The sequence below is a fragment of the Microbacterium sp. genome (assembly GCF_031178445.1).
Classification (GTDB): Bacteria; Actinomycetota; Actinomycetes; order Actinomycetales; family Microbacteriaceae; genus Microbacterium.
Genome location: NZ_JAPSIY010000011.1, coordinates 14717 through 40289, shown reverse-complemented (window position 1 = coordinate 40289; position 25573 = coordinate 14717). Strand labels below are relative to the sequence as shown.

Sequence of the window (25573 nt, the reverse complement as noted above, 5' to 3'; positions counted from 1 at the left end):
CGCCAGTCGTCGACACGCCGCTGGGGCGTGCCTGCGCACACCACCGACGGTCATTCCGCTCGAGGAATGTGCGCGCGTCTAAGCTTTTCTGATGATCTCTGAGCAGCAGGCTCCATCCGACGTCGAGTCAACCGGGGCTCCCGTACCGCGCAGAGCAGGCCTCCGCTACGCTGTCGGCCGCATGATCGCCGCCCCGCTCGCGCGTGCCGTCTATCGCCCTCGCATCGAAGGTCGCGACAACGTGCCGCGCACCGGCGCCGTCATCCTCGCCAGCAATCATCTGTCGTTCATCGATTCCATGGCCATCCCGGTCGCCGCGCCCCGGCCGGTGCACTTCCTCGCGAAGTCGAGCTACTTCGAGGGCAGCGGATTCTCCGGCGCCCTGTCGCGCGGATTCTTCACCTCCGTCGGCGCCATCCCGGTGCGCCGCGGTGCGGGCCAGGCGGCGCTCGACGCCCTCGATCAGCAGCGGCAGCTGCTCGAGGAAGGTCTCGCTGTGGCGCTCTATCCGGAGGGCACCCGCTCGACCGACGGCCGCCTGTACAAAGGACGCACAGGGGTGGCGTTCCTGGCGCTCCAGACCGGAGCCCCCGTCGTCCCCGTGGGTCTCACCGGCACCGATCGGGTGATGCCGGTCGGCGCGAAGCTGCCCTCCCTGAAAGAGAAGGTCACGGTGCGTTTCGGCGAGCCGATCGACGTCTCAAGGCACGGCCCTGCGACCAGCGGCAAGGCCCGTCGGCTGGCGACGGACGAGATCATGGCGGCGATCCATCAACTGTCCGGTCAGGAGCTCGCCGGGGTGTACAACGAGCCGCCCGCTCAAGGCGCCATCGAGAAGCTCAAGCAGGCGCTGCCGCACGAGCGGCGCTGACCCGCACCCCGCTCCGGGCGCAGCCGGCATCCAGTCAGGCGGCGACGACCGTCGCTTCGTGCAGCACGGGAAAGTTCACCGAGTTCGCGATGAAGCACCACTCGTTCGCCTGCGCGTGAGCTCGTTCGGCAGCCTCGATCATCGATGCGTCGGCGACCGTCACGCGTGGACGGAGCCTCACCTCGGTGAAGGAGCCGCCGCCTCTGCCGTCCTCGCGCATGACGCCGGTGGCATCGTCGCTGTAGGCGGTGACGACCACCCCGGCCGTCACACAGGCGTGCAGATACGACAGCAGGTGGCATTCGGCCAGCGCTGCCAGGAGCAGGTCCTCGGGATTCCATCGCGTGGCGTCTCCGCGGAACGGCCGGTCGGCGGATGCGAGGAGCTCTGGCTTGCCGTCGATGCTGACGGTCACGTCGCGTGCGTAGTCGCGGTATCCGCTGGTGCCGGTGCCGCGGTTCCCCGTCCAGGTGGCTGTGAGGGCGTAGCGGTGTTCTCCGAGTGGATGCTGAGCCATGCCGTCAGTCTGCCACGCAGCGCTGACACGGCCCATAAGCTGGTGTGGTGCTGGAGACCTTCAAAGTTGCGGATGCCGTCGAACTCGCGATCGTGGAGCGGAGCGGCTTCGTGGAATCACGTCATGCCGGTTCGGCGGTCGTGCTCTCCTCCGAGGGCGAAGTGGTCGCACGACACGGCGATCCGGATGCGCTGATCCTGCCGCGTTCGAGCCTGAAGCCTCTGCAGGCCGTCGCGTGCGTGACCGCCGGCGCGGCACTGGACGGGGAGCAGCTCGCGCTCGGTACCGCCAGCCACTCGGGCACCGACCGACATGTCGAGGTGGTTCGGGAGATGCTCGCCGCCGGTGGCCTCAACGAGGATGACCTGGCCTGTCCGCCGGCATGGCCTTCGCATGCCGGCACTCGCCGCGAGATGATCGCCGACCACGCCGGTGAGGCCCGGATCCGCATGAACTGCTCGGGCAAGCACGCCCTGATGCTGCGCGCCTGCGTGGCCACCGGGTGGGCGACTGACGGCTACCTCGATTCGAGCCATCCTCTTCAGCTGCACATACGTGAGGTCGTGGAACGCCTCACCGGAGAGAAGATCGCGCACACCTCCGTGGACGGCTGCGGCGCGCCTGTGCACGCCATTACGCTGACCGGGCTGGCCCGCGGCGTGCACCGCATCGGCTCGGCATCCGAACGTTCGCCGTTCGCGCTGCACCGGGTCGCCGGGACGCTGGTGCGCGCGGTACGGGAGAACCCGTGGACGATCGGCGGCCCCGGCGAGCCGGACACCATCGCCATCGAGAGACTCGGCGTGTTCGCCAAGGGCGGTGCTGAGGGCGTGATGGTCATGGTCGCCCCGGACGGCACATCCGTGGCGCTGAAGATGCTCGACGGATCCGGTCGCGCGGCGACAGTCGTCGCGGCGATGCTGCTCGCGCGGGCGGGAGCGATCGCGGAGGCCGATGTCGATGCTCTGTCCGCCGCGCTTCCTCTCGAAGTACTCGGCGGAGGCCTGCCCGTGGGCGCGATCCGCGCTGGAGCCGGCATCTGAGGCACCGTCGCGCCGTGTGCTGGCGCGGCGGGTGCGGTCACGCGAGACGCACGCGCCGCGGCGGACGCCCCTGCCCGCTCACCCACGCACGGCCGGCATGGGTTCGGGCGTACGGCGGCAGCTCGCGAACCCCGGCCAGCTGACGCAGCTCCGGCGCGCACTCCGCTGTGACGAGCAGCTCACCCGCGGATCGCACCTCCTGCAGGACCGCCCACTGCCCTCGCCACTGCTCCGGATCCCCCACGAGGATGCGCCGCGCGGCAGACGACGACGCCGACTCGACGCTCGCACTGAGGTCCAGCACTTCGTGGGTGCGGTGGCGCGCGGCCAGCTCCGCTCGCGTCGCCGCTGCGGAGAGCGTGACCACACCGGCGAGGGCTCGCCGGGGTGTCCAGGCCTCAAGGTGCACGGTGTTCTCGTCCGATGCCTCCTGAACGTCGGAGGGCTGACATATCTGCACCTCGCGACCGTCCATCCAGGCGCGCCCGGCAGGCCGGTCCCGTCTGAAGGCATCGACGTCGCCGCCGGCGGCAACGTGCTCGACCTTGCTGCTCAGCCGCAGCACTGCACGGTGGGGCAGGGCGTCGAGCAGGCGCGCGATGGGGCCGGTGACGCGCGAGACGGTCACGATCGCTCCCGCCGGCGCCCGGACGATGCTCTCCCATCGCTGCAGGAAGAGCTGTGCGTACTCAGGCGGGTACTGGGAGGCGAGGAGATCGAGGTCGTCGCAGAGGACGATGCCGTGCCTGCCCGCCGAGAGCTCGGCCACCGCATCCCACGCCGTTTCGAGATCGGCCGGGACGACGACGGCGTCGGGTCGCTGCTCCGCCGCCAACGCGATCGCGGTGCTCTTGCCCGAGCTCGGCCCGCCGACGATCGCAAGGCCGCTGCCTGCAGGCAGCTCGACCCAGGGTTGACGCTGGAGCTCCGGCTCGTCTGCGATGCCCAACAACACCGCAGTGGCCGTCGCCGCATGCAGGTCGGGCGTCGCGCGACCGGCCCGGAGGGCCTCCGAATCCGGCAGAGCCAGCTGAGTGGGCAGCGGGGGAAGCCACGGGCTCCGCGGCGCGTCTGAGAACGACCACTTGCGCGCAACGGAATCGAGCATCGCCGGTGCCGTCAGCGCGACGCGGACCGCGTGCGCCTTCATGTCACGCTGGCGTCGCACGAACGCCATCCCGAGCGACTCCTCGCCGCCTGGCAACTCGGCCGCGTCCGCGGATCCGATCACCAGGCGGCTGTCCGCCGTGTCCGCGACGCGAAGGCTGATTCGCAACGGACAGTTCGCCGACAGCGCCTCGCGGATGACACCGCTTGCGCGCTGTGTACCGAGCACCAGGTGCATGCCGAGTGCGCGGCCGCGTGCCGCCACATCCGTGAACACCGCCGCCAGATCGGGATGCTCCTGGAGCAGCGCCGCGAACTCGTCCACCACGATGACGAGGCGGGCGAGCCCCTGGCACTCGCTCACATCGCGTGCCCCGGCGGCCGCGAGCTCCGCTTCCCGCCGGCGCAGCTCCGCCGTGAGGCTTCCGACGCCGCGACGCGCTCCCTCGGCATCGAGGTCGGTGATGACCGCGGCCACATGAGGCAGCCGTCGCAACGGTTCGAAGGCGGTACCGCCCTTGAAATCGATCAACACGAACGCGACATCGTCCGGGGAGTGCGCTGCCGCCATGCCGACCACCCAGCTGATCAGCAGTTCGCTCTTGCCGGTACCGGTCATGCCGGTGACGACGGCGTGCGGGCCGTCGTCCACGAGGTCGATCGCCATCGGCTCGCGTTCACCGTGACAGAAGACCGCCGAGAGCCCGCGCCGCCCCGCCTGCGGCAGCTCATCGAGCGCGACGCGCGCTGGAACGGCGTCCCCTGCAGCCGCTCGGTCGGCGCTGTGCACCGCGATCGTCCTCGCCTGCTGCTCCGACATCGCCTCGGCGGACAGCTCGCACACGCCCTCGGGCGTCCGCAGCCGTGCACGCGCCGGAGCCAACAGGTCAAGCACGGTCGTCACCCCATCAGGGGGCTCCTCCCCCGGCCGCCTGACGCAGATGAAGGCATCCGCAGCCTCATCGGAGTCGCCGATCGCGATCCGGAAAGCGCCGCGACGCCGGCGCGCATGCGGGAATCTCTCCAGGCCCCACGCGTCGATGCGATCGCCGACCAGCGTGAGCCTCCCGGGCGCGAAGCGCAGGCAGAGCTGCGTCGTGAGCGCCCGGGCGACAGCGGCCGCGACGGGTTCCGTCGCCCGGATGCAGACCCCGCCGCCGATCGCCACCGTGATCGGCGCATCCCTCAGGCGTGCCGCCCTTTCGCGGAACGCCCGGGAACGCTCATCCTCCGCACCGCTGACGCCGACGCGGCTGGGTCGCTCACCTCGTCCCAGCACGATCAGGGTGTTCCGGTCCGGGTCGAGATGTCCGCGCAGCGGAGGCTCGGCAAGACAGCCTGCGGCATCCGGATTCGCCCGCCAGATGCTCTCATGCTCCTGCCTGTGCAGACGCTCGAGCTCAACTTCGGCCCGGGTCCAGGACTCCGTGGCCTCCGCCAGGCCGGTGCGCCGTTCGCGGCGTCGCACGCGCATGCCGTCCAGGAACGACGCCATCAGCATCAGCGGCCCCAGCGCCGCGAAGCACAGCGCGAACAGCGAGCCGGTGATCAGCCAGAGCACGACCCCGGCGATGACAGGCACGATGGCCGCGAGCAGCGGAAGCGGAGGTCGGCGCGGTTCCGCGGGCGGGGAGGGAAGCACGATCGTGGTGGCGTCCATACGGACGATTCGATCGCATCGTCGACCCTGGGACGGCTCCGTCCACAGGAAGAGCGGCTCAGTCGCCGGAATCGGCCTCTGTGGAGGACGATCCCCCCGTCATGACGCGCAGCACGATCAGGGTCACATTGTCCCGCCCGCCGTTCTCGAGCGCCGCCTCGAGCATGGCGTCCACCGCGGCGCCGGGATCGGGATTCTCCCGCAGGAAGTGCAGGATGCCGTAGTCGGTGAGCTCCTTCGTCAGACCGTCGGAGCAGATGACCAGCCGGTCATCGTCCTGCACGTCGACGGAGACGTAGTCCGGCGGCAGGAGCTCGTTGGCACCGACCGCGCGGGTGATGACGTTGCTGTAGGGGTGCCCGTCCGCCTCCTCGGGGCTGATCTTGCCGGAGGCGATGAGTTCCTGCACGACCGAATGATCCGTGGTGACCTGGATGAGACGCTCACCGCGCTTCAGATACACCCGCGAATCGCCGATGTTCAGCGCGATCCAGCGCCACTCGCCCTCATCGCGGTCGAGGAACACGCCGGTGAGCGTCGTCCCGGTCCCCTCGTCGGTCGTCTCCGGATGCTCGTGGATGTCGTCCACGGCGAGTTGCAGCGCCTCTTCGAGATCGCGCGCGGATACCGTGCCGTCGTCCACCAGCGCCTCGAGCCGGCTGATGGTGCTCTGGCTCGCGATCTCGCCGCCTGCGTGGCCACCCATGCCGTCTGCGACGACGAACAGGGGGAAGCGCGCCAGGAACGCATCCTGGTTGTTCTCGCGCCGGCGGCCGCGGTCGGTCACTCCTGCCCATTCCAGCCGAAGATCATCGCTGACGCTGTGCGTGTGCGTCGTCGTCTCAGGCACGGGCGGTCTCCGTCGGGCGGGGGGCCTCGATCGAGGTCGAGGGATACCGACTCATCGTAGTGGAATCCGGCATCACATCTGCGCCGCAGGGTCTTCGGGCAGCGGGAAAAGCCGGTCGATCTCGGCGAGGTCGTCCTGCGAGGGCTTCCAGGCGTCGGCGGCCGCAGCGTTGGACTCCACCTGCGCGGCGCTGGTCGCTCCCGCGATGACGCTCGACACGCCGGGCTGCGCGAGCAGCCAGCCGAAGGTGGCCTCGAGCATGGTGACACCGCGCCCTGCGCAGAAGGCCTCGTATGCCTCGAGCGCGTCCCACGGCGCATCGGCCCAGATGTGGCGGCGGGTACCCATGATCCGACTCTCCGCAGGTCCGCCTTCGCGGGTGAACTTGCCCGTGAGCAGACCGTTCTTCAGGGGGAAGTACGGCAGGAAGCCCAAGCCGTACCTGTTCGTCGCCGGCAGCACCTCGCGCTCGGAGGCCCGCGCCAGCAGAGAGTAGTGGTTCTGTGCGGAGATGAAGCGCCCCGTCGAGCGTGCGCGGGCGGTGAACTCGGCCTCGGCGATCTGCCAGCCGTCGAAGTTGGAGTGGCCGTAGTAGCGGATCTTGCCCTCGTCGACCAGCTCGTGCAGCGCATCGATCGTCTCGGCGATCGGCGTCTCCGGATCGGGCAGGTGCAGCTGATAGAGGTCGATCCAGTCCGTTCGCAGCCGGCGCAGAGACTGCTCGACGGCGAGCCGCACGTAACGCCGGGAGCCCCGGCCTCCCGGAAAGCCGTAACCCATGTCGCGCTCATGTCCGAACTTCGTGGCGAGCACCACCCGGTCGCGCCTGCCCTGCAGCGCCTCGCCCATCAGTGACTCGCTGGCACCGGGCTCCGCCCCGTACATATCGGCGGTGTCGAAGAAGAACACTCCGTTCGCCAGCGCGGCGTCGATCACCTCTCGTGTGCCGTCGAGCGTCTCTGTCGCCGTTCCGGCGCGCCCGAAGTTGTTGCATCCCAGCCCTGCGGCGGATACGACGAGACCGGATGCGCCGACGCGACGCTGGGAGGTTGCCATGTCTCCACCGTATCGAATCCCCAGACGCCGAGAGGCCCCCGACGAACGTCGAGGGCCTCTCGGATCAGTGCAGCTCAGCTCACACCGGCGGTCGATTCGGATCCGTCGGGGGCGCCGGAGGTGCCGGAGGGGCCGGAGGCGTGGCAGGCGGTGCCGGAGGCGTGGCCTGCGGGGGCACCGGCGATCCCGGGGCGGGCGGCTGGGTGCCGTACCCGGGCTGAGGCGGAGCATAACCCGGCTGCTGCGGCGGAGCGTAGCCCTGCTGCTGCGGCGGAGCGTAGCCCTGCTGCTGCGGCTGCGCGTAGCCCTGCGGACCCCCGTATCCGGGAGTCTGCGGTGCCGCGCCCTGCGAGGGCTGCACCGGGATCCCGTCCCACACGGTGCGATCGCCGAAGAACGCGTTGGCGCCCCACGGCGCCGGTGCGATGTTCGGGTTCCAGCGCGACTTGTCGAAAGCGAGGATGCCCGACCAGATCAGGAAGCCGATCCCGGGGATCAGCATGAGAAGGACCCAGACCGGCTCCTTCTGCAGCTTCAGGCCGACCCGCCACATGACCATGACGAGCACGGCGATCCATGCGATCCAGGCGATGTAGTTCAGGACCGGGATCACATTGATCACCAGTGCGACGAGAACGACCCAGGGCGAGACGTCGCCGAGTTTCGCGAGGACGAGGAAGTTGTAGACCGGCACCCAGGCGCGCCATTTGCCCTGCACACCCGCCTTCTCGAAGATCTTCATCAGGAAGAACGACCCGATGACGTAGCTGGCGATGCCGAGCACGAACAGGAAGCCGCTCAACGCGAGCAGCACCGCAATCGCACTACCGTCGTAATAGTCGTACATGAGCCTCCTATCGAGCGAGCGCAGGTCTGCGTCGCGTGACCACACTAGCGAAGCGCGTCACCCGGCGGCAACGGCCCGAGACGGATGATACTCCCCATCGTGCGAGCGACTCAGACCGGGACGACGAGCTCGAGAATCCCCTGATCCTGGGTCGTCCGCAGGTCGATCCCGGCCCCACCCGACCAGGACAGCAGGGAGGGCAACGACCCGACGCGCGGGCGCGACGTCGCGAGAGAGCGCACCAGCTCGCCCTTCGCCTTCTTGTTGAAATGGTTCAGTGCGCGCCCGTTCGCGGTCACGACGCGAACGTAGGCCGATCGGACCGAATCAGGGACGGGCCCCAGGGCCACGTAGGCCTCGCTGCGCAGGTCGAGGATGAATCCGCTGCCCTCCAGCGCCCTCGTCGTCGCCGCCGCCCAATGCCGGCGCAGGGGCGCGATACCCGGCAGCGACGTGCCGGCCGCGAGCCGGTACGCAGGGATGCCATCCAGGGCGCCGACGGGGCCGAACGGAGCAGAATGGATGAGCACGTGCTCCCCCAGCCAGCGACGTGCGGCACGATCGAGCCCCTGGGCATCGAGCGCATCGAACAGCACCCCGGTGTAGCGATCCACCGCGGCCATGGTCGGCGCCGTGCGCAGCATCCGGTTGTGCTCGATCTCGCCCGTCTGACGATCGCTGAGCTTCAGCACCCGCTGGGCGACGGAGAGGTCCGATGCCAGCGCTGTCAGCGCGTCCAAGACGGCCTCGCGCTCCGCACGCAACGACGGCAGAGCAAGGTCTCCGAGTTCGAGGGATGCGCCGGTGCCGCCGGGATGCTTGGTCTCGGACGGCGGGAGGAGGATCTTCATTGCTCTCTTCGAAACCGGAACGCGCCCGTTCGGCCCCCGGGGGCCGAACGGGCGCGTTCTGTGACGTGTGTCAGGCGATGAGCGCGGCGTTGCCGGCCACGATCGTCACGTCGCCGCCCTCCATGGACAGGAAGCCGTCCTGGGCGCTGGCGATGATCTTCGTGCCGTCGGGCTCGGTGATCCGCACCTCGCCCTTGGCGAGGATCGCGAGCACCGGCTCGTGACCGGCCATGATGCCGATCTCTCCCTCGACGGTCTTCGCCACGACGAGGCTGGCCTCACCGGACCAGACCTCCGCCTCGGCGGAGACGAGGTGCACGTTCAGCGCCATGATCAGGCGTTCTCCTTCTGGATCTGCGCCCACTTCTCTTCGACGTCGCCGATGCCGCCGACGTTGAAGAACGCCTGCTCCGCGACGTGGTCGAAGTCGCCTCGGGCGATCGCGTCGAAGGACTCGATCGTGTCCTTGAGCGGAACGGTGGAACCCTCGACGTTGGTGAACTTCTTCGCCATGTAGGTGTTCTGCGAGAGGAACTGCTGGATGCGACGCGCGCGCGAGACGATGATCTTGTCCTCTTCGGAGAGCTCATCGACACCGAGGATCGCGATGATCTCCTGCAGCTCCTTGTTCTTCTGCAGGATCTGCTTGACCGTCGTGGCGACGCGGTAGTGGTCCTCGCCCAGGTAGCGGGGGTCCATGATCCGCGAGGTAGAGGTCAGCGGGTCGATCGCCGGGTACAGACCCTTCGAGGCGATCTCACGCGAGAGCTCGGTGGTGGCGTCGAGGTGCGCGAACGTGGTCGCCGGCGCCGGGTCGGTGTAGTCGTCGGCCGGCACGTAGATCGCCTGCAGCGAGGTGATCGAGTGACCGCGCGTCGAGGTGATGCGCTCCTGGAGCACACCCATCTCATCGGCGAGGTTCGGCTGGTAGCCCACCGCGGAAGGCATGCGGCCGAGCAGCGTCGACACCTCGGAGCCCGCCTGCGTGAAGCGGAAGATGTTGTCGATGAACAGCAGAACGTCCTGCTTCTGAACATCGCGGAAGTACTCCGCCATGGTCAGCGCCGACAGGGCGACGCGAAGACGCGTCCCCGGCGGCTCGTCCATCTGACCGAAGACGAGAGCGGTCTTGTCGAAGACGCCCGCCTCCTCCATCTCGTGGATGAGGTCGTTGCCCTCACGGGTGCGCTCACCGACGCCGGCGAACACCGACACGCCACCGTGGTCCTGCGCGACGCGCTGGATCATCTCCTGGATGAGGACGGTCTTGCCCACGCCCGCACCACCGAAGAGACCGATCTTGCCACCCTGCACATACGGGGTGAGAAGGTCGATCGACTTGATGCCGGTCTCGAACATGGTGGTCTTCGACTCGAGCTGGTCGAAGTTCGGGGCCTTGCGGTGGATCGGCCAACGCTCGGTGATCTCGATCTGCTCACCGGGCTCGGCGTTCAGCACCTCGCCGATCACGTTGAAGACCTTGCCCTTGGTGACGTCGCCGACCGGGACGGAGATCGCCTCGCCCGTGTCGCGCACCTCCTGGCCGCGGACCATGCCGTCGGTGGGCTTCAGCGAGATGGCACGCACCAGGTCGTCGCCGAGGTGCTGGGCGACCTCGAGCGTGATCTCGGTCGACTCGTCGCCGATCGTGATCGTCGTCTTGAGTGCGTTGTAGATTTCCGGGATCGAGTCGTGCGGGAACTCGATGTCGACGACCGGGCCCGTGACGCGTGCGACGCGCCCGACGACCGCGGTCGCGGCGTTCTCAGCCGTGGCGGTGGGGGTCATATCTTCGTCTCTCTCCTGAGGCTTACTTGCTCGACGCCAGGGCGTCGGCGCCGCCGACGATCTCGGCGATCTGTTGCGTGATCTCCGCCTGACGCGCGTTGTTGCGCAGACGGGTGTAGTCGGTGATGAGCTTGTCGGCGTTGTCGCTGGCCGACTTCATCGCCTTCTGCGTCGCGGCCTGCTTGGCGGCCGAGGACTGCAGCAGCGCGTTGAAGACACGGCTCTGGATGTACACCGGCAGGATCGCGTCCAGCACGGTCTCGGCATCCGGCTCGAACTCGTACAGCGGGTAGACCTGGCTTCCCGCCTCCGAGGCGTCGGCTTCGGCGATCTCCAGCGGCAGCAGGCGCAGGCTCTCGGGAGACTGCGTCATCATGCTGACGAAGCGGTTGTACACGAGGTGGATCTCGTCCACCCCGTTGTCATCCCCACCGCGAGAGAACGCGTCCAGGAGCGTCTGCGAGATCTCCTCCGCCGTGTGGAACGAGGGCGTGTCGGTGTCCCCGGTCCACTCGGCGGCCGAAGCGATGCGGCGGAACTGGAAGTATCCGACGGCCTTTCGCCCGATCAGGTAGAACACCGGCTCCTTGCCCTGTTCGCGCAGGAGCTCGGCGAGCTCCAGACCCTCGCGGAGGATCTGCGAGTTGAAGGCTCCCGCCAGGCCCCGGTCGGACGAGAAGATCACAACCGCGGAGCGGCGGATCGTCTCGGGCTCGCGGGTGAGCGGATGGTCGACGTTGGAGTGCGTGGCCACGGCTGCGACGGCGCGCGTCACGGCTCGCGCGAAGGGGCTGGCCGCTTTGACGCGTGCCATCGCCTTCTGGATGCGCGAAGCCGCGATGAGTTCCATCGCCTTCGTGATCTTCTTGGTCGTCTGAGCAGAACTGATCTTCTGCTTGTAGACCCTGAGTTGAGCGCCCATGATTCTCCTGCCCCGGCGATCAGCCGCGGCGGCCCTTGACGATCTTCTCCTGGTTCACGTCCTCGGCCTCGGCCGCACCGTGCTCCTCGTGACCGGGAGCGCCGATCGCGTGGCCCTTGCCGCCCTGGAACTCGAGGACGAACGCGTCCGTCTGCTTCTCGAGCTCGGCGATCGTGTCGTCGTCGAGGACGTTCGTCTCACGCAGCGTGTCCAGCACCTTCGTGTTGCGGCGCAGGTAGTCGAGCAGCTCGCGCTCGAACCGCAGCACGTCCTCGACCTCGATACCGTCGAGCTTGCCGTTGGTGCCGGCCCAGATCGAGACGACCTGCTCCTCCACCGGGTACGGCGAGTACTGCGGCTGCTTGAGCAGCTCGGTCAGGCGCGCACCGCGTGCCAGCTGACGACGCGAGGCGGCGTCCAGGTCGGACGCGAACATCGCGAAGGCCTCGAGCGAGCGGTACTGCGCGAGCTCGAGCTTCAGCGTTCCGGAGACCTTCTTGATCGACTTGACCTGTGCGTCACCGCCGACTCGCGACACCGAGATACCCACGTCGACCGCCGGACGCTGGTTGGCGTTGAACAGGTCGGACTGCAGGAAGATCTGTCCGTCGGTGATCGAGATCACGTTGGTCGGGATGTACGCCGAGACGTCGTTCGCCTTGGTCTCGATGATCGGCAGACCCGTCATCGAGCCGGCGCCCAGCTCGTCGGACAGCTTCGCGCAGCGCTCGAGCAGACGCGAGTGCAGGTAGAAGACGTCACCAGGGTAGGCCTCACGCCCCGGCGGACGGCGCAGCAGCAGTGACACGGCGCGGTACGCCTCGGCCTGCTTGGACAGGTCGTCGAAGATGATCAGCACATGCTTGCCGCCGTACATCCAGTGCTGGCCGATGGCCGAGCCGGTGTAGGGGGCGAGGTACTTGAAGCCGGCGGGGTCGGATGCCGGAGCGGCGACGATGGTGGTGTACTCCATCGCGCCGGCGTCCTCGAGCGCGCCCTTCACCGAGGCGATGGTCGAGCCCTTCTGGCCGATCGCGACGTAGATGCAGCGCACCTGCTTGTCGACATCGCCCGACTCCCAGTTGGCCTTCTGGTTGATGATCGTGTCGATCGCGAGCGCGGTCTTGCCGGTCTGGCGGTCGCCGATGATGAGCTGGCGCTGACCGCGGCCGACGGGGATCATCGCGTCGATGGCCTTCACACCGGTCTGCAGCGGCTCGTGGACCGACTTGCGCTGCATGACGCCCGGCGCCTGCAGCTCGAGCTCGCGGGAGCCCTCGGTCGCGACCTCGCCGAGACCGTCGATCGGGTTGCCGAGCGGGTCGACCACGCGGCCGAGGTAGCCGTCACCGACGGGGACCGAGAGGACCTCGCCCGTGCGGGTGACCTCCTGGCCCGCCTCGATGCCGGTGAAGTCGCCGAGGACGACGACGCCGATCTCGTGCTCGTCGAGGTTCAGCGCGAGGCCCTTAGTGCCGTCGCCGAACGTCACGAGCTCGTTCGCCATCACACCGGGCAGCCCCTCGACGTGCGCGATGCCGTCGGCGGCGTCGATGACGGTGCCGACCTCGGTCGCCGCAGCCCCGGTGGGCTCGTAGGCGGCGGCGAAGTCCTTCAGCGCGTCACGGATGACGTCGGGGCTGATCGATAGTTCTGCCATTGTCTTCCCTTTGTATGTGAGAGAGTCCGCGCGGTTCCCCGCGCCAAATCGTTGTCAGCTCGCGAGCTTCTGGCGAAGGTCGGCGAGTCGGGCGGAGATGCTGCCGTCGATGACGTCGTCGGCGATCTGCACGCGCAGGCCTCCGACGACGGCGGGGTCGATCACCAGGTTCAGCGAGACCTCGCCTCCGTAGCGACGCGCGAGCGCATCGCGGAGACGGGTCTGCTGCGCCGCGGCGAGCGGTACGGCCGTGTGCACGGTGGCCACCGTGCGCCCGGCCTGGGCGGACACGATGCGGATCGCGCGGCTGAGCAGCTGGCGCACGCGACGCTCACGCGGCTGGCGCACCAGCGCTGACGCGATCAGCACGGTTGCGGCCGAAGCGGAGGATCCGAGCACCTTCTCGACCAGCGCCCCCTTCGATGCGGCGTCTCCCAGCCGGCTGCCGAGGGCGAGCTCGAACTCGGGGTTCGCTGCGACGACGCGCGAGAAGCCGAACAGCTCCGACGCGACGTCATCTTTCGGCGAGGCGATGGCGGCCGTGCGGATCGCGAGCTCCTCGACGCCGTCGATGAGCTGCGCGGCGCTCGACCAGCGCTCACCGGCGACGATCGTCAGCAACGCGCGCACCGGCGCCGAGGCACCGGCGAACACGCCTTCGACGAGTGCCGTGCGGGCCTGGGCGGGTGCCGTGGGATCAGCCAGCGCGCCGCTCAGCTGGGACGACTCCCCCAGCGCGCGGGCCGCTGCGAACAGCTCCGCTGCGCTGCCGAGGGTGAGTCCCGACGCTGCGGCAAGCGCATCCGTGGATGCCGCGAGTGCCTGAGTGGTCGCGCTGCCCATTACTGCGCTGCCTTCTCGGAGGCCTCGAGGTCCGCGAGGAAGCGGTCCACGACGGCCGTCGCACGCGCGTCGTCGGAGAGCGTCTCCCCGACCACGCCGCCGGCGAGGTCGATCGCCAGCGTGCCGACCTCGTTGCGCAGCGAAACGAACGCCGCCTGGCGCTCGGCCTCGATCTGCGTGTGCGCGGCCGCGGTGATGCGCGCGGCCTCGGAAGAGGCGGTCTCCTTGGCCTCGGCGACGATCTTCTTGCCGTCCTCACGGGCGGCCTCGCGGATCTCACCGGCCTCGGTGCGAGCCTCGGCGAGCTGGCGGGTGTACTCCTCCAGCGCCGCCTCGGCCTGCTTCTGCGCCTCATCGGCCTTGGCGATGTTCCCCTCGATGGCGGCGGAGCGCTCGTCGAGCATCGCGGTCAGACGCGGGAGGGCGACCTTCCACACCACCACGAGGATGATGACGAACCACAGCGCCGACCATACGATGTCGTACCACGCCGGGATCAGCGGGTTGGGAGTCTCCTCCGCCGCGAGGCGTGTGACAAGAGCGTTCAGCATCCTGTCTCCTTCAGAAGTCGGTGCGGATTACGGGAAGGGGATGAATCCGACGGCGATGCCGACGAACGCAAGCGCCTCGGTGAAGGCGATACCGATCCACATGAGGACCTGAAGACGACCGGCCAGCTCGGGCTGACGGGCGACGCCCTCGATGGTCTTGCCGACGACGATGCCCACACCGATGGCCGGACCGATGGCGGCGAGGCCGTAGCCGACCGCTGCGAGGTGGCCGTTGATGTCAGCGAGAACCGTAGTTGCGTCCACGGGGTTTTCCTTTCGGTTGGGTGGGTGGCCGGGGCCGACCCGCTCAGTGCTCTTCTGCGACCGCGAGCTGGATGTAGATCGCGGTGAGGACGGTGAAGACGTAGGACTGCAGCACGACGACCAGGATCTCGAAGATCGTGAACGCGCCGCCGAAGGCGAGGGTGCCGACGCCGAGGGCGGCCCAGCCGCCCCCTGCGGTGAACATGAAGAAGGCGGTGGCCGAGAAGCACAGCACCAGGATCATGTGACCGACGACCAGGTTCATCATCAGTCGGAGGGTGAGGGTCACGGGCCGGATGATGAAGGTCGAGATGAACTCCAGCGGCGTGACGATGATGTAGACCGGCCACGGGACGCCGGACGGGAACAGCGAGTTCTTCCAGAAGCCGAGCGGGCTCTTCTTCATGCCCGCGTAGATGAAGGTGACGTAGCTGATCACGGCGAGCGTGAGCGGCACGGCGATGATCGCAGTACCGGGCATGTTCAGGAAGGGGATGATGCCCGTGATGTTCATGAACAGGATCATGAAGAAGATCGTGACGAGCAGCGGAGCGAAGCGCTCACCGTCCTTGCGCCCGAGCAGGTCGTGCGCAATGCCGTTTCGGACGAAGCCGACACCCATCTCGACCAGGCTCTGGAAGCGGCCGGGGACGACCCTCATGCGACGGGTTCCCAGCCACAGGATCAGCACGACGGCGATGACCGAGAGCAGCTGGATCAGGTGGATGCGGTGCATCGGGATGACGCCGAAGACGTTGAAGAGGATCTCAGGGAAGAAATCCGCCATCGACGGACCGTGGAACTCGCCGTCGGTGGCCAGTTTGGGAATCAGGTTCGCAGCAAGATTAAACAGCGCGGGCTCCAGCGTCGGGGCACCGGGAGAACCCGGTACGGCGATGGTCTGTGTGCATCACGGCGCAAGCGCTCGCGGGCGAGCGGGCGGCACCACTTCACTCTATCAGAACGGAGATGCGACTCAGTCTCACTGGCCGCCTGCGGACTGACCGGGCGCGCGATCCTCGGGAACCTCAGTTGGCAGGGAGATGTCGCTCACGTGCGGCAGCCGCATGCGCACCAGCACGATCACATCCACGATCAGCGACATGGCCACGCCGGCCACGATCGAGAGGAAGAAGACCAGCGGCACGATCCATGGTTGACCGCTGAGCACGATCATCACGACGATGAAGATCCCCAGCTTGAGCAGCCAGCCACCGAGCACGATCGCGAAGAACAGCTGCACGTAGAGCGGGTCACCGAACCAACGGTTGGCGAACAGGATGCTGGCGCCGGTGATGGCGAGGAACAGCACGGCGAGCAGCACGCCGAGCAGACCGCTCCACAGGCCGTTTACACCGGCCACGGCGAAGCCGATCGCTCCGGCGATCACTCCCAGGGCGACGGCCGCGCCTGCCGACCACAGCAGCGTGCGGCGCAGAATCGGGGTGCTGGAGACGGGGCTCGGGCTCATCGGGGCTCCTGGTGGGTGTGAGAGTCGAGGGGACGACGGGGCGGACGCAGCGTCACGATCAGGCAGGCGGCGACTCCGAGAATGCCGAAGCCGACACCCACGAGGTAGCCGCCGGGCCAGTCCTGACGTGAGGCGATGTACATCAGCAGCACGGCGAGCGAGATGACAGCGGTCCAGGCGTAGAACACCAGCACCGCATCGCGGTCGCGGTGGCCGAGGTCGAGCATCCGGTGATGCAGGTGCTTGCGGTCGGGGGCGAACGGCGACTTGCCTGCGCGCATGCGACGGAAGACGGCGAGCCCGAAATCCAGCAGCGGCAGCATCACGATCACCAGCGGCAGCACGATCGGGATGAACGCACCCAGCAGCTGAGAGCGGCCGAACCGCTCGGGGTCGAAGGCATTGACGTCCCCCTGCGTGGTCAGCGCGATCGCCGAGGTCGCCATCAGAAGGCCGAGCACGAGCGCGCCGGAGTCGCCCATGAAGAGCTTCGCGGGGCTCCAGTTGAACGGCAGGAATCCCATGCAGGCGCCGATCAGCACGGCGGCGAGGAAGGTCGCGAGGTTGAAGTAGCTCGTCGCCCCTGAGTCACGGGTGATGATGTACGCGTAGACGAAGAAGACGCCGTTGGCGATCAGGCAGACGCCCGCGACCAGGCCGTCCAGTCCGTCGATGAAGTTGACCGCGTTCATGACGACGACGATGGCGAACATGGTGATCGAGATGCTCACCCACGGTGAGACCAGGATCATGTCCCCGACGGGCAGGGAAAGGATCTGCAGTCCTCCCCCGGCGGTGATGATGCCTGCCGCGAGGAACTGAGCGGCGAGCTTGATCATCCAGTCCAGATCCCACAGGTCGTCGATGACGCCGATCACGGCAATCAGCAGCGCGGCGCCGAGGATCGCCCACATGGTCTGAGGTGGCGCCCACATCCGCTCGAAGAAGGGGTTGGCCGCGGAGACGCCGATGGCGGCCGCGATCCCGATGAACATCGCCACCCCGCCCAGACGCGGGGTCGGTGTCTTGTGCACGTCCCGTTCACGGATGCCGGGGTAGAGCTTGAACTTCAGGCTCAGCCGCCAGACCGCCCATGTCAGCGCGAAGGTGATCGCCGCCGTCAGGATGATCGTGAACAGGTACTGCTTCACGCCGAGCCGTCCGCGCGAGCGGCGGAGGCCGTGCCGCTCGGCTCACCGGGCTCGGTGTCGGCGGTGTCCTGATCCTCTCCGTCGCCGGCTGCCTCGTCGGCCTGATCGGCTTCTGCGGGGGCCGCGGCGTCATCGGGGTTCTCCGCGGGCTCCAGCAGATCGCCGAGAACCTCTTCGAGCTGCTCGCGGCTGACGGCGCCCTCGCGCAGGACGCGGATCGCGGCTCGCTCCTCGCCGTCGACGGCGACGAGCGAAGTGGCGTCCACGATCGTCGACGGGACGCCCGTGTCGCTGTAGCCCTCCTCCAGGTACACGGCGACGCTGTCTCCGAGCATCCGCTCCGCATCGGACGCGATGACCGCCGCGGCGTAACCGGTCAGGTTCGCGCTCGACACTGCCAGCGGGCCGGTCTCGGCGATCAGTTCGAGGGCGATGCGCCGATCGGGCATCCGGACGGCGACCGTGCCCTGGGTCTCGCCCAGGTCCCACGTCAGTGACGGCTGGGCGGGCAGCACGATGGTGAGACCACCGGGCCAGAACGCGTCGACGAGCCGCTGAACCGGCTCTGGGATCGACTCGACGAGCGCGGCGAGCATGTCCTGCCCGGCGACGAGGACGGGCGGGGGCATCTCGCGACTGCGTCCCTTGGCGTCGAGCAGTCGCTGTACGGCCGCGGGCGAGAAGGCGTCGGCGGCCAGCCCGTAGACGGTGTCGGTGGGCAGCACGACGAGCTCGCCTCGGGCGATGGCCTGGCGGGCGTGGCGCATGCCTGCGAGGATCTGCGCCTCGTCGCGGCAATCGAAGACAGTGGACATGGCATGCCTATTCTACGGGTGCGGTCTCGGAGTTGCCCCTGAGAGAGCGGTCAGGGGCGGAGCGCCGTGGTGGCGCGGTCGCGGCGTGTGAGGTCCTGGTGCGACGCGACGGCACGCCATCCGTCGGTCTCGAGTATCTTGCGGATCGCGGCCGCCTGCAGCTCGCCGTGCTCGAGCACGAGGGTGCCGCCCCGCCGCAGCAGCTCGTGAGCACGGCGACTGATCACCCGCACGACGTCGAGTCCGTCAGGGCCGCCGTACAGCGCCTGCGCCGGGTCGAACAACCGCACCTCCGGGTCGCGCGGCACGGCGTCGTCGGGGATGTACGGCGGGTTGGAGATCACGACCGAGGCGGTGCCGCGCAGTTCGTCGAACGCGGTGGCCAGATCGCCGAGGACGAGGGTGACGTTCGCCGCGGACGCGGTGTTGCGACCCGCCCAGGCATGCGCTTCGGGAGAGCGCTCGACGGCGAACACGCGGGCGTGGGGAACCTCCGTGGCCATGGCGAGGGCGATCGCCCCGCTGCCGGTGCCGAGGTCGATCGCGACGGGTTCGGGCGCTGCATCGCCGAGGAGCGCGTCGATGGCGAACTGCACGACGGTCTCGGTCTCGGGTCTCGGTACGAAGACGCCGGGACCGACAGCGAGCTCCAGGTGACGGAAGGCCGCCGTGCCGGTCAGATGCTGCAGGGGCTCGCGGGCGGCGCGGCGCGCGACGAGCGCGTCGAGCGCCGCCGCCTGGTCGTCGGAGATGCCGTCACCGCGCACGAGCGCCGCCTGGACCTCTCCCCTGCTGAGACCCAGGACATGCCCGATCAGCAGCTCCGCGTCCACGACCGGGTCGTTCACTCCGGCGGCAGTCAGCTGCGTGACGATGGCGCGCAGGCGCGCGGAGAGCGGATCGGGCATCCCCTCAGCGTATGCGTTACGCCGCCGCCGACACATTCGGCGGCCGCAGAACCTCGCGAAGTAGGCTTGGCCCATCATCCGCTGACGAAAGGATCCGACGTGGCCGGCATCCACTCCGATATCACCACGGCCTTCGGCAACACGCCCCTGGTCCGTCTGAACCACCTCACCGAGGGGCTGGACGCGACCGTGCTGGTCAAGCTCGAGTCGTTCAATCCGGCATCCAGCGTCAAGGACCGCATCGGCATCGCCATCGTCGATGCCGCAGAGGCCTCGGGTGAGCTCAAGCCCGGCGGCACGATCGTCGAGGCGACCAGCGGCAACACCGGCATCGCCCTGGCGATGGTGGGCGCCGCGCGCGGCTACAAGGTCATCCTCACGATGCCCGCCTCGATGTCGAAGGAGCGTCGGGTGCTGCTCAAGGCGTTCGGCGCCGAACTCGTGCTCAGCGACCCCACGAAGGGTATGAGCGGTGCCATCGAGGTGCTGAAGGAGATCATCGAGAGCACACCGGGCGCGGTCTGGGCACGCCAGTTCGAGAACGCCGCGAACCCGCGCATCCATCGCGAGACCACTGCTCAGGAGATCCTGCGCGACACCGACGGCGCCGTCGACGTGTTCGTCGCGGGCGTCGGCACCGGAGGGACGGTCACGGGCACCGGGCAGGCGCTGAAGGCGGCGAACCCGGACGTCAAGGTCATCGCCGTCGAGCCGAAGGACTCGCCGCTTCTTTCGGAGGGCCGCACCGGCCCCGCGAAGATCCAGGGCATCGGGCCGAACTTCGTGCCGGACGTGCTCGATCGCGAGGTGATCGACGAGGTCATCACGGCCGAGTTCGACGAGTCGCTGGCGACCGCCCGCGCCCTGGCCGCCAAGGAAGGACTCCTGGTCGGCATCTCCAGCGGAGCCGCTGTCGCTCAGGCGCTCAAGGTCGCTAAGCGACCGGAGAGCGCGGGCAAGACGATCGTCGTCGTCGCACCCGACACGGGCGAGCGCTATCTGTCCACCGCGCTGTTCGAGGACCTGCGCGAGGACTGACATCCCTGTGGGAATGATCGCCCGGATCCGCGAGGACATCGCGGCCGCACGCCGCCGCGACCCCGCTGCACGCAGCGGGGTCGAGGTGGCTCTGCTGTACCCCGGCCTGCACGCGATCTGGGCGCACCGCGTCTGGCACGCCCTCTGGCGGCGCAAGGTCTATCTGCTGGCGAGGGCGGGATCGCAGCTGACCCGCTGGCTGACCGGGATCGAGATCCACCCGGGGGCGAGGATCGGGCGGCGGTTCTTCATCGACCACGGCATGGGCGTGGTGATCGGCGAGACCGCCGAGATCGGCGACGACGTCATGCTCTACCACGGGGTCACGCTGGGCGGGCGCACCCGTGACCACGGCAAGCGGCATCCCACCCTCGATGACGGCGTCTCCGTCGGCTCGGGCGCGAAAGTCCTCGGACCGGTGCGGATCGGTGCCCGCTCGGTGGTGGGGGCGAACGCCGTGGTGACCAAGGACGCTCCCGCGGACAGCATCCTGGTCGGCATCCCCGCCAGACCTCGCACGCGCACGTCTGCGGACGAGTCGCGTGCGCTGCTCACCGCCGCCGACTACGCGATCTGAGTCACCGGCCGCTCAGAGCGGCAGGTGCATCACGTGCAGGCCCACCAGCCCGTGTCTGCGGGAGCGGAAGGCCTCCGGCACCGTGCCGACGATCTCGAAGCCCAGCGACTGCCACAGCCGCACCGCACCCGTGTTCGTCTGCACCACCGCGTTGAACTGGATGGCCGAGAATCCTTCGGCTCGATGCCAGTCGATGACGTGGACACCGAGCGCACGGCCGATCCCTCCCCCGCGGGCGGCGGGGTCGACCATGAACGAGGCAGTGCCCACGTGGGCCCCGCGACCGGGCCGGTTCGGCCCCATCTTCGCTGAGCCGACCACGCGCCCATCGACGACCGCGACGACGGTGCGCGACGGAGCGTGCTCCATCCACAGCGAAGCGGCCTGTTCAGAACTCATCTCCTCGGGGTAGGCGTACGTCTCGCCGTCCTGGACGATCGCGGAGAAGAACGGGAAGATCTCCGCCCAGTCATCCGCCGTCGCCTCACGGATGACGATCTGGTCGTTCGACGTCATCGCTCATCGCCTCCCAGTGCCGCGAGCCTCTCGGCCTCATCCGCCTCGATGCACGATTCGATGATGGGAGCGAGCGCGCCGTCCATCACCTGATCGAGGTTGTACGCCTTGTAGCCCGTGCGGTGATCCGCGATGCGGTTCTCGGGGAAGTTGTAGGTGCGGATGCGCTCGGAGCGGTCCATGCCGCGGATCTGGGATCGACGGGCGTCGGATGCCGCGGCGTCGAGCTCCTCCTGCTGCTTCGCCAGCAGCCGTGCGCGGAGCACACGCATACCCGCCTCGCGATTCTGCAGCTGCGACTTCTCGTTCTGCATGGACACGACGATGCCGGTGGGAACGTGGGTGATCCGCACGGCCGAGTCGGTGGTGTTCACCGATTGCCCGCCCGGACCCGACGAGCGGAACACGTCGATCTTCAGATCGCTCTGGTTGATCTCGATCTCGTCCGGCTCGTCGACCTCGGGAAACACCAGCACCCCGGTGGTGGAGGTGTGGATGCGCCCCTGGGACTCCGTCGCCGGCACCCGCTGCACACGGTGCACGCCACCCTCGTATTTCAGATGGGCCCAGACACCCTGCGCGGGGTCCGCCGACGACCCCTTGATCGCGACCTGCACGTCCTTGTAACCGCCAAGGTCGGACTCGTTGCGCTCAAGCAGCTCGGTCTTCCAGCCCATCGACGCTGCGTACTGCACATACATGCGCAGCAGGTCGGCGGCGAACAGGGCGCTCTCGGCACCGCCCTCCCCCGCCTTGATCTCCATGATCACGTCGCGGGCGTCGTCCGGGTCGCGCGGGATGAGCAGGCGACGCAGCCGCTCCTGGGCGGCCTGCAGGCCCTCCTCGAGCGCTGGCACCTCGGCGGCGAACGCCTCGTCCTCGCGGGCGAGCTCGCGCGCCGCATCCAGATCCTCCGACGCCGCCAGCCACGCGTCATGCGCGGCGACGATGCGGTTCAGCTCGGCATACCGGCGGTTGACTCGTTTGGCGCGCGCCGCATCGGCGTGCACCGCCGGGTCGGAGAGCTCCTCCTGCACCCGACGGTGCTCGTCGATCAGTCCCTGGACGGACTCGAACACCTGTGCTCCGTTCGGAAGACGGTCAGCGGATGTTGTTCTCGTGGCCGTGGCTCGAGCCGGTCTGGGGCGGCGTCGGGATCGACTTCTGCATCTGGAACAGGAACTCCACGTTCGAGCTGGTCTCCTTCAGCTTGCCGAGCACGACCTCCAGCGCCTGCTGCGGGTCGAGGCCGGCGAGGGCGCGGCGCAGCTTCCAGGTGATCTTGACCTCGTCGGCGGAGAGCAGCATCTCCTCACGGCGGGTGCTCGACGCGTTGACGTCGACCGCCGGGAAGATCCGCTTGTCTGCGAGTGCCCGGGAGAGGCGCAGCTCGCTGTTGCCCGTTCCCTTGAACTCCTCGAAGATGACCTCGTCCATCTTGGATCCGGTCTCGACCAGGGCCGTGGCGAGGATGGTCAGCGAGCCGCCGTTCTCGATGTTGCGTGCGGCGCCGAAGAAGCGCTTCGGCGGGTAGAGCGCCGAGGCGTCGACGCCACCGGTGAGCACGCGCCCGGAAGCCGGGGCCGAGATGTTGTAGGCGCGGCCGAGACGGGTGATCGAGTCGAGCAGCACGACGACGTCGCGGCCGAGCTCGACCAGACGCTTGGCGCGCTCGATCGCGAGCTCGGCGACCGTGGTGTGGTCCTCTGCAGGGCGGTCGAAGGTCGAGGCGATGACCTCTCCCTTCACCGAGCGCTGCATGTCGGTGACCTCTTCCGGGCGCTCGTCGACGAGCACGACCATGAGGTGGACCTCAGGGTTGTTCTGCGCGATGGCGTTCGCGATCTGCTGCAGCACGATGGTCTTGCCCGCCTTGGGCGGCGCGACGATCAGGCCGCGCTGTCCCTTGCCGATGGGTGCGACGAGATCGATGATGCGCTGCGTCAGCTTCTCGGGAGCCGTCTCCAGGCGCAGGCGCTCCTGCGGGTACAGCGGGGTCAGCTTGCCGAACTCGACACGCCCTGCCGCATCGTCGGGCGAGAGTCCGTTGACGGAGTTCACCTTCACGAGCGCGTTGTACTTCTGGCGCCCCTGCTGCTCACCCTCACGGGGCTGCTTGATGGCGCCGACGACGGCGTCGCCCTTGCGCAGGTTGTACTTCTTGACCTGACCGAGCGAGACGTACACATCGCTCGAGCCGGCGAGATAGCCGGTGGTGCGCACGAACGCGTAGTTCTCGAGGATGTCGAGGATGCCGGCGATCGGGATGAGCACGTCGTCCTCGCCGATCTCGGTCTCGAACTCGTCGGCGGTCTGGTTTCCGCCGCCACGGCGCTTGTTGCGCTGGCGGGTGCGACCGGAGGACTGGTCCTCCTCGACCGGGGCACTGTCGTTCTGGCCGCCGTTCTGACCGCGGCCGCGGTTGCGGCTGCGGTTACGGCTGCGACGTCCGCCGCCCTCGCCGTCGTTGTCGGCGCCTTCGCCGCCCTGCGACTGGTCCGCCTGCGAAGAGGATTCGGCGGGTGCCGAATCCTCGCCGCCCTGCTCCGCCGAGGCGTCGGCGTCACCGGACTTTGCACCGCGGCGCCCGCGTGCGGGACGCTTCGCCTGCTTGGTCTCGTCGCCGCCTTCGGCAGGTGCTGCAACGGCTGCGGCGGGCTGGTCCGCGGCGTCCGATGCCGGCGCCTCGTCGTCCGCCTTGGCCTTCTTGCTCGTCGCACGCTTCCGCGCCGGCTTCGCGGGGGCATCGGCGGGGGCCTCCGCTGCCGGGGCGGCGGATGTCGCGGCCTCCGCCTTCTCGGCATCCGCGTTCTCGACGTCCGCCTTCTTCGCACGAGTGCGGCGCGGTGCCTTCGCCTTCGGTGCCTCATCGGCTCCTGATGCCTCGGCGGGCGAGGCCTGAGCCTCGGCGGAGGTCGCCTGCGGCGCCTCGCTCACGGTCGCCTCGGCCGTCGCCGCGGCGGACGCGGAAGTCGCACGTCGAGGTGCGCGCTTGCGGGCCGGAGCGGCCGGAGCCTCGGTCGCGGGTGCGGCCGAATCGGCGGCCGGATGATCGTTCTGGGTCTCGGAGAAGTTCTCCACGAGTACTCCCTCATATGTCGTGGGGATGAGCGATCCGGAAGCGTGCAGCGGAAGCTGCACGCACACGCGCGGCGCTGAGGCCTGTGGCCAGATTCACGGCGATACGGCACCGCACTGCAACAGTGATGCTGCAACACCATGACTCTGGGGATCGCGTGCGGATTTCGCAGAAGTGCGAGGGGGCGAGATTCACGTAGTCACGTGGAGCCCTCCGCTCGATCCCTAACTGTACCACCCAACACATCGACTGCGAGCATGTGCGCTTCCCACGGGGTGTCCGTCACCGAGTCGGCGAGCTCCACCGCCCGCTGACGCTCGCCCGGACCGTCGGCGAGCACGAGCACGCTGGGCCCGGCGCCCGAGACGACCGCGGCGAGCCCTTGCGCGCGCAGTTCCTGAACCAGGCGCAGCGTCTCGGGCATGGCCGCTCCCCTGTAGTCCTGGTGCAGCCGGTCGGCGGTGGCGTCCAGCAGCAGCTCGGGGCTCTGCGTCAAGGCGGCCACCAGCAGAGCCGAGCGCGACACGTTGAACACGGCGTCCTCGCGGGGCACCTGGTGAGGCTGCAGCGACCGTGCGAGCGATGTCGACATCGTGAAGCCGGGGACGAACACCAGCGGAGCGACGCCTCGATGCACCAGCAGCTTCTTGTGCTGAGGCCCCCGTTCCCCCGACCACGCGATCGTCAGCCCGCCGAATAGCGCGGGTGCGACGTTGTCGGGGTGTCCTTCGAGCTCCGTGGCCAGACGCAGCAGCCGGTCGTCGTCGAGATCGACGTCACCGGCGAGCAACCCTTTGGCGATCAGGATGCCGGCGGTCACCGCGGCACCGGACGAGCCCATGCCCCGACCGTGCGGGATGCCGTTCGCGGCGTGCATGCGCAGCCCGGGCGTGTCGCGGCCGGCATCCGCGTACGCGTGGGCGATCGCGCGCACCACCAGGTTCGTCCCGTCGCGCGGGATCTCCTCCGCGCCCGAGCCCGTCACCTCGATTTCGAGACGATCGTCGGCGAAGGCGGACACCGTGAGGGAGTCGTAGATGCTGAGGGCCAGGCCCAGGGTGTCGAATCCCGGCCCCAGGTTCGCGCTCGTCGCGGGGACTGTCACGGTGACGGTGCGCAGCGCCCCGTCGACGTGCTGCGGCTCGACGACGGCCGGCGCCATCTCGGCGGGGACGACGGTGACGCTCA

26 protein-coding genes are annotated in these 25573 nt (G+C 68.8%); 4 read left to right on the top strand and 22 right to left on the bottom strand.

What is annotated here, in order from left to right:
* Positions 1-91 precede the first annotated feature (91 nt).
* Positions 92-871 carry a lysophospholipid acyltransferase family protein gene (locus RIN43_RS14425; protein ID WP_375163755.1) on the top strand — a complete coding sequence of 260 codons (780 nt, stop codon included), beginning with the start codon at positions 92-94 and terminating at the stop codon, positions 869-871.
* A gap of 34 nt (positions 872-905) precedes the next feature.
* On the opposite strand, the gene RIN43_RS14420 is transcribed toward RIN43_RS14425, so the two are convergent.
* The gene (locus RIN43_RS14420) at positions 906-1388 is read right to left on the bottom strand and encodes an OsmC family protein (RefSeq protein ID WP_309129621.1); all 483 of its coding nucleotides are present in this window, start codon (positions 1386-1388) and stop codon (positions 906-908) included.
* 47 nt (positions 1389-1435) lie between these two features.
* Here RIN43_RS14420 and RIN43_RS14415 point away from each other — a divergent pair, with 47 nt between their 5' ends.
* On the top strand, positions 1436-2431 hold the full coding sequence (locus tag RIN43_RS14415; protein WP_309129620.1) for an asparaginase: 996 nt from the start codon (positions 1436-1438) through the stop codon (positions 2429-2431).
* 37 nt (positions 2432-2468) lie between these two features.
* Here RIN43_RS14415 and RIN43_RS14410 read toward each other — a convergent pair whose 3' ends face one another.
* The 17 genes from RIN43_RS14410 to prmC form a co-directional block, all read right to left on the bottom strand.
* Positions 2469-5198 carry an FtsK/SpoIIIE domain-containing protein gene (locus tag RIN43_RS14410; protein WP_309129619.1) on the bottom strand — a complete coding sequence of 910 codons (2730 nt, stop codon included), beginning with the start codon at positions 5196-5198 and terminating at the stop codon, positions 2469-2471.
* A gap of 58 nt (positions 5199-5256) precedes the next feature.
* Entirely contained in the window at positions 5257-6048 is a 792-nt protein-coding gene (locus RIN43_RS14405; protein ID WP_309129618.1) for a protein phosphatase 2C domain-containing protein, read from the bottom strand.
* 72 nt (positions 6049-6120) lie between these two features.
* Positions 6121-7104 carry an aldo/keto reductase gene (locus tag RIN43_RS14400; RefSeq protein ID WP_309129617.1) on the bottom strand — a complete coding sequence of 328 codons (984 nt, stop codon included), beginning with the start codon at positions 7102-7104 and terminating at the stop codon, positions 6121-6123.
* A gap of 79 nt (positions 7105-7183) precedes the next feature.
* Positions 7184-7951 carry a large exoprotein gene (locus RIN43_RS14395; RefSeq protein ID WP_309129616.1) on the bottom strand — a complete coding sequence of 256 codons (768 nt, stop codon included), beginning with the start codon at positions 7949-7951 and terminating at the stop codon, positions 7184-7186.
* 110 nt (positions 7952-8061) lie between these two features.
* On the bottom strand, positions 8062-8802 hold the full coding sequence (gene yaaA, locus RIN43_RS14390) for a peroxide stress protein YaaA (RefSeq protein WP_309129615.1): 741 nt from the start codon (positions 8800-8802) through the stop codon (positions 8062-8064).
* Between the two features lie 70 nt (positions 8803-8872).
* Complete coding sequence (locus tag RIN43_RS14385) at positions 8873-9133, bottom strand: F0F1 ATP synthase subunit epsilon (RefSeq protein ID WP_309129614.1); 261 nt, start codon at positions 9131-9133, stop codon at positions 8873-8875.
* A gap of 2 nt (positions 9134-9135) precedes the next feature.
* Positions 9136-10590 carry a F0F1 ATP synthase subunit beta gene (atpD, locus tag RIN43_RS14380; RefSeq protein WP_309129613.1) on the bottom strand — a complete coding sequence of 485 codons (1455 nt, stop codon included), beginning with the start codon at positions 10588-10590 and terminating at the stop codon, positions 9136-9138.
* Positions 10591-10612: 22 nt separating this feature from the next.
* Complete coding sequence (locus RIN43_RS14375) at positions 10613-11512, bottom strand: F0F1 ATP synthase subunit gamma (protein WP_309129612.1); 900 nt, start codon at positions 11510-11512, stop codon at positions 10613-10615.
* A gap of 19 nt (positions 11513-11531) precedes the next feature.
* On the bottom strand, positions 11532-13172 hold the full coding sequence (gene atpA, locus RIN43_RS14370) for a F0F1 ATP synthase subunit alpha (protein WP_309129611.1): 1641 nt from the start codon (positions 13170-13172) through the stop codon (positions 11532-11534).
* Between the two features lie 54 nt (positions 13173-13226).
* Positions 13227-14015 carry a F0F1 ATP synthase subunit delta gene (locus RIN43_RS14365; protein ID WP_309129610.1) on the bottom strand — a complete coding sequence of 263 codons (789 nt, stop codon included), beginning with the start codon at positions 14013-14015 and terminating at the stop codon, positions 13227-13229.
* The gene (locus RIN43_RS14360; RefSeq protein ID WP_309129609.1) at positions 14015-14566 is read right to left on the bottom strand and encodes a F0F1 ATP synthase subunit B; all 552 of its coding nucleotides are present in this window, start codon (positions 14564-14566) and stop codon (positions 14015-14017) included. The genes RIN43_RS14365 and RIN43_RS14360 overlap by 1 nt, the downstream gene beginning before the upstream one ends.
* A gap of 27 nt (positions 14567-14593) precedes the next feature.
* Positions 14594-14830, bottom strand: a complete 237-nt coding sequence (gene atpE / locus RIN43_RS14355; protein ID WP_067198640.1) for an ATP synthase F0 subunit C — start codon at positions 14828-14830, stop codon at positions 14594-14596.
* Positions 14831-14873: 43 nt separating this feature from the next.
* Positions 14874-15617, bottom strand: coding sequence for a F0F1 ATP synthase subunit A (atpB, locus tag RIN43_RS14350; RefSeq protein ID WP_309129608.1), 744 nt, complete (start codon positions 15615-15617; stop codon positions 14874-14876).
* A gap of 195 nt (positions 15618-15812) precedes the next feature.
* Positions 15813-16301: a hypothetical protein gene (locus RIN43_RS14345; protein WP_309129607.1), complete on the bottom strand. Its 489-nt coding sequence runs from the start codon at positions 16299-16301 to the stop codon at positions 15813-15815.
* Positions 16298-17452, bottom strand: coding sequence for an MraY family glycosyltransferase (locus tag RIN43_RS14340; protein ID WP_309129606.1), 1155 nt, complete (start codon positions 17450-17452; stop codon positions 16298-16300). The genes RIN43_RS14345 and RIN43_RS14340 overlap by 4 nt, the downstream gene beginning before the upstream one ends.
* Positions 17449-18267, bottom strand: coding sequence for an L-threonylcarbamoyladenylate synthase (locus tag RIN43_RS14335; protein WP_309129605.1), 819 nt, complete (start codon positions 18265-18267; stop codon positions 17449-17451). The genes RIN43_RS14340 and RIN43_RS14335 overlap by 4 nt, the downstream gene beginning before the upstream one ends.
* 50 nt (positions 18268-18317) lie before the next feature.
* Positions 18318-19175: a peptide chain release factor N(5)-glutamine methyltransferase gene (prmC, locus tag RIN43_RS14330; RefSeq protein ID WP_309129604.1), complete on the bottom strand. Its 858-nt coding sequence runs from the start codon at positions 19173-19175 to the stop codon at positions 18318-18320.
* 99 nt (positions 19176-19274) lie between these two features.
* Between prmC and cysK the strand changes: the two genes are divergently transcribed.
* Positions 19275-20213: a cysteine synthase A gene (gene cysK, locus RIN43_RS14325; RefSeq protein ID WP_309129603.1), complete on the top strand. Its 939-nt coding sequence runs from the start codon at positions 19275-19277 to the stop codon at positions 20211-20213.
* A 13-nt stretch (positions 20214-20226) separates the two neighbouring features.
* Positions 20227-20790 carry a serine O-acetyltransferase EpsC gene (epsC, locus tag RIN43_RS14320; protein ID WP_309129602.1) on the top strand — a complete coding sequence of 188 codons (564 nt, stop codon included), beginning with the start codon at positions 20227-20229 and terminating at the stop codon, positions 20788-20790.
* A gap of 12 nt (positions 20791-20802) precedes the next feature.
* Here the strand turns inward: epsC and RIN43_RS14315 are convergent, their stop codons facing one another.
* The 4 genes from RIN43_RS14315 to thrB form a co-directional block, all read right to left on the bottom strand.
* A complete protein-coding gene (locus tag RIN43_RS14315) occupies positions 20803-21306 on the bottom strand; it encodes a GNAT family N-acetyltransferase (RefSeq protein WP_309129601.1) in 504 nt (167 codons plus the stop codon).
* Entirely contained in the window at positions 21303-22385 is a 1083-nt protein-coding gene (gene prfA / locus RIN43_RS14310) for a peptide chain release factor 1 (RefSeq protein WP_309129600.1), read from the bottom strand. Before prfA ends, RIN43_RS14315 begins: the two co-directional genes overlap by 4 nt.
* A 22-nt stretch (positions 22386-22407) precedes the next feature.
* Complete coding sequence (gene rho, locus RIN43_RS14305) at positions 22408-24387, bottom strand: transcription termination factor Rho (RefSeq protein WP_309129599.1); 1980 nt, start codon at positions 24385-24387, stop codon at positions 22408-22410.
* A 197-nt stretch (positions 24388-24584) separates the two neighbouring features.
* Positions 24585-25547: a homoserine kinase gene (thrB, locus tag RIN43_RS14300; RefSeq protein ID WP_309129663.1), complete on the bottom strand. Its 963-nt coding sequence runs from the start codon at positions 25545-25547 to the stop codon at positions 24585-24587.
* Positions 25548-25573: the final 26 nt, after the last annotated feature.

What these genes read in the sequence shown, in the direction of transcription:
- RIN43_RS14425 (WP_375163755.1), top strand. Translation starts at nt 92, where the DNA reads ATGATCTCTGAGCAGCAGGCTCCATCCGACGTCGAGTCAACCGGGGCT.
- RIN43_RS14420 (WP_309129621.1), bottom strand. Translation starts at nt 1,388, where the DNA reads ATGGCTCAGCATCCACTCGGAGAACACCGCTACGCCCTCACAGCCACC.
- RIN43_RS14410 (WP_309129619.1), bottom strand. Translation starts at nt 5,198, where the DNA reads ATGGACGCCACCACGATCGTGCTTCCCTCCCCGCCCGCGGAACCGCGC.
- RIN43_RS14400 (WP_309129617.1), bottom strand. Translation starts at nt 7,104, where the DNA reads ATGGCAACCTCCCAGCGTCGCGTCGGCGCATCCGGTCTCGTCGTATCC.
- RIN43_RS14395 (WP_309129616.1), bottom strand. Translation starts at nt 7,951, where the DNA reads ATGTACGACTATTACGACGGTAGTGCGATTGCGGTGCTGCTCGCGTTG.
- yaaA (WP_309129615.1), bottom strand. Translation starts at nt 8,802, where the DNA reads ATGAAGATCCTCCTCCCGCCGTCCGAGACCAAGCATCCCGGCGGCACC.
- RIN43_RS14385 (WP_309129614.1), bottom strand. Translation starts at nt 9,133, where the DNA reads ATGGCGCTGAACGTGCACCTCGTCTCCGCCGAGGCGGAGGTCTGGTCC.
- atpD (WP_309129613.1), bottom strand. Translation starts at nt 10,590, where the DNA reads ATGACCCCCACCGCCACGGCTGAGAACGCCGCGACCGCGGTCGTCGGG.
- RIN43_RS14375 (WP_309129612.1), bottom strand. Translation starts at nt 11,512, where the DNA reads ATGGGCGCTCAACTCAGGGTCTACAAGCAGAAGATCAGTTCTGCTCAG.
- atpA (WP_309129611.1), bottom strand. Translation starts at nt 13,172, where the DNA reads ATGGCAGAACTATCGATCAGCCCCGACGTCATCCGTGACGCGCTGAAG.
- RIN43_RS14365 (WP_309129610.1), bottom strand. Translation starts at nt 14,015, where the DNA reads ATGGGCAGCGCGACCACTCAGGCACTCGCGGCATCCACGGATGCGCTT.
- RIN43_RS14360 (WP_309129609.1), bottom strand. Translation starts at nt 14,566, where the DNA reads ATGCTGAACGCTCTTGTCACACGCCTCGCGGCGGAGGAGACTCCCAAC.
- atpB (WP_309129608.1), bottom strand. Translation starts at nt 15,617, where the DNA reads ATGGCGGATTTCTTCCCTGAGATCCTCTTCAACGTCTTCGGCGTCATC.
- RIN43_RS14345 (WP_309129607.1), bottom strand. Translation starts at nt 16,301, where the DNA reads ATGAGCCCGAGCCCCGTCTCCAGCACCCCGATTCTGCGCCGCACGCTG.
- RIN43_RS14335 (WP_309129605.1), bottom strand. Translation starts at nt 18,267, where the DNA reads ATGTCCACTGTCTTCGATTGCCGCGACGAGGCGCAGATCCTCGCAGGC.
- prmC (WP_309129604.1), bottom strand. Translation starts at nt 19,175, where the DNA reads ATGCCCGATCCGCTCTCCGCGCGCCTGCGCGCCATCGTCACGCAGCTG.
- epsC (WP_309129602.1), top strand. Translation starts at nt 20,227, where the DNA reads ATGATCGCCCGGATCCGCGAGGACATCGCGGCCGCACGCCGCCGCGAC.
- RIN43_RS14315 (WP_309129601.1), bottom strand. Translation starts at nt 21,306, where the DNA reads ATGACGTCGAACGACCAGATCGTCATCCGTGAGGCGACGGCGGATGAC.
- thrB (WP_309129663.1), bottom strand. Translation starts at nt 25,547, where the DNA reads ATGGCGCCGGCCGTCGTCGAGCCGCAGCACGTCGACGGGGCGCTGCGC.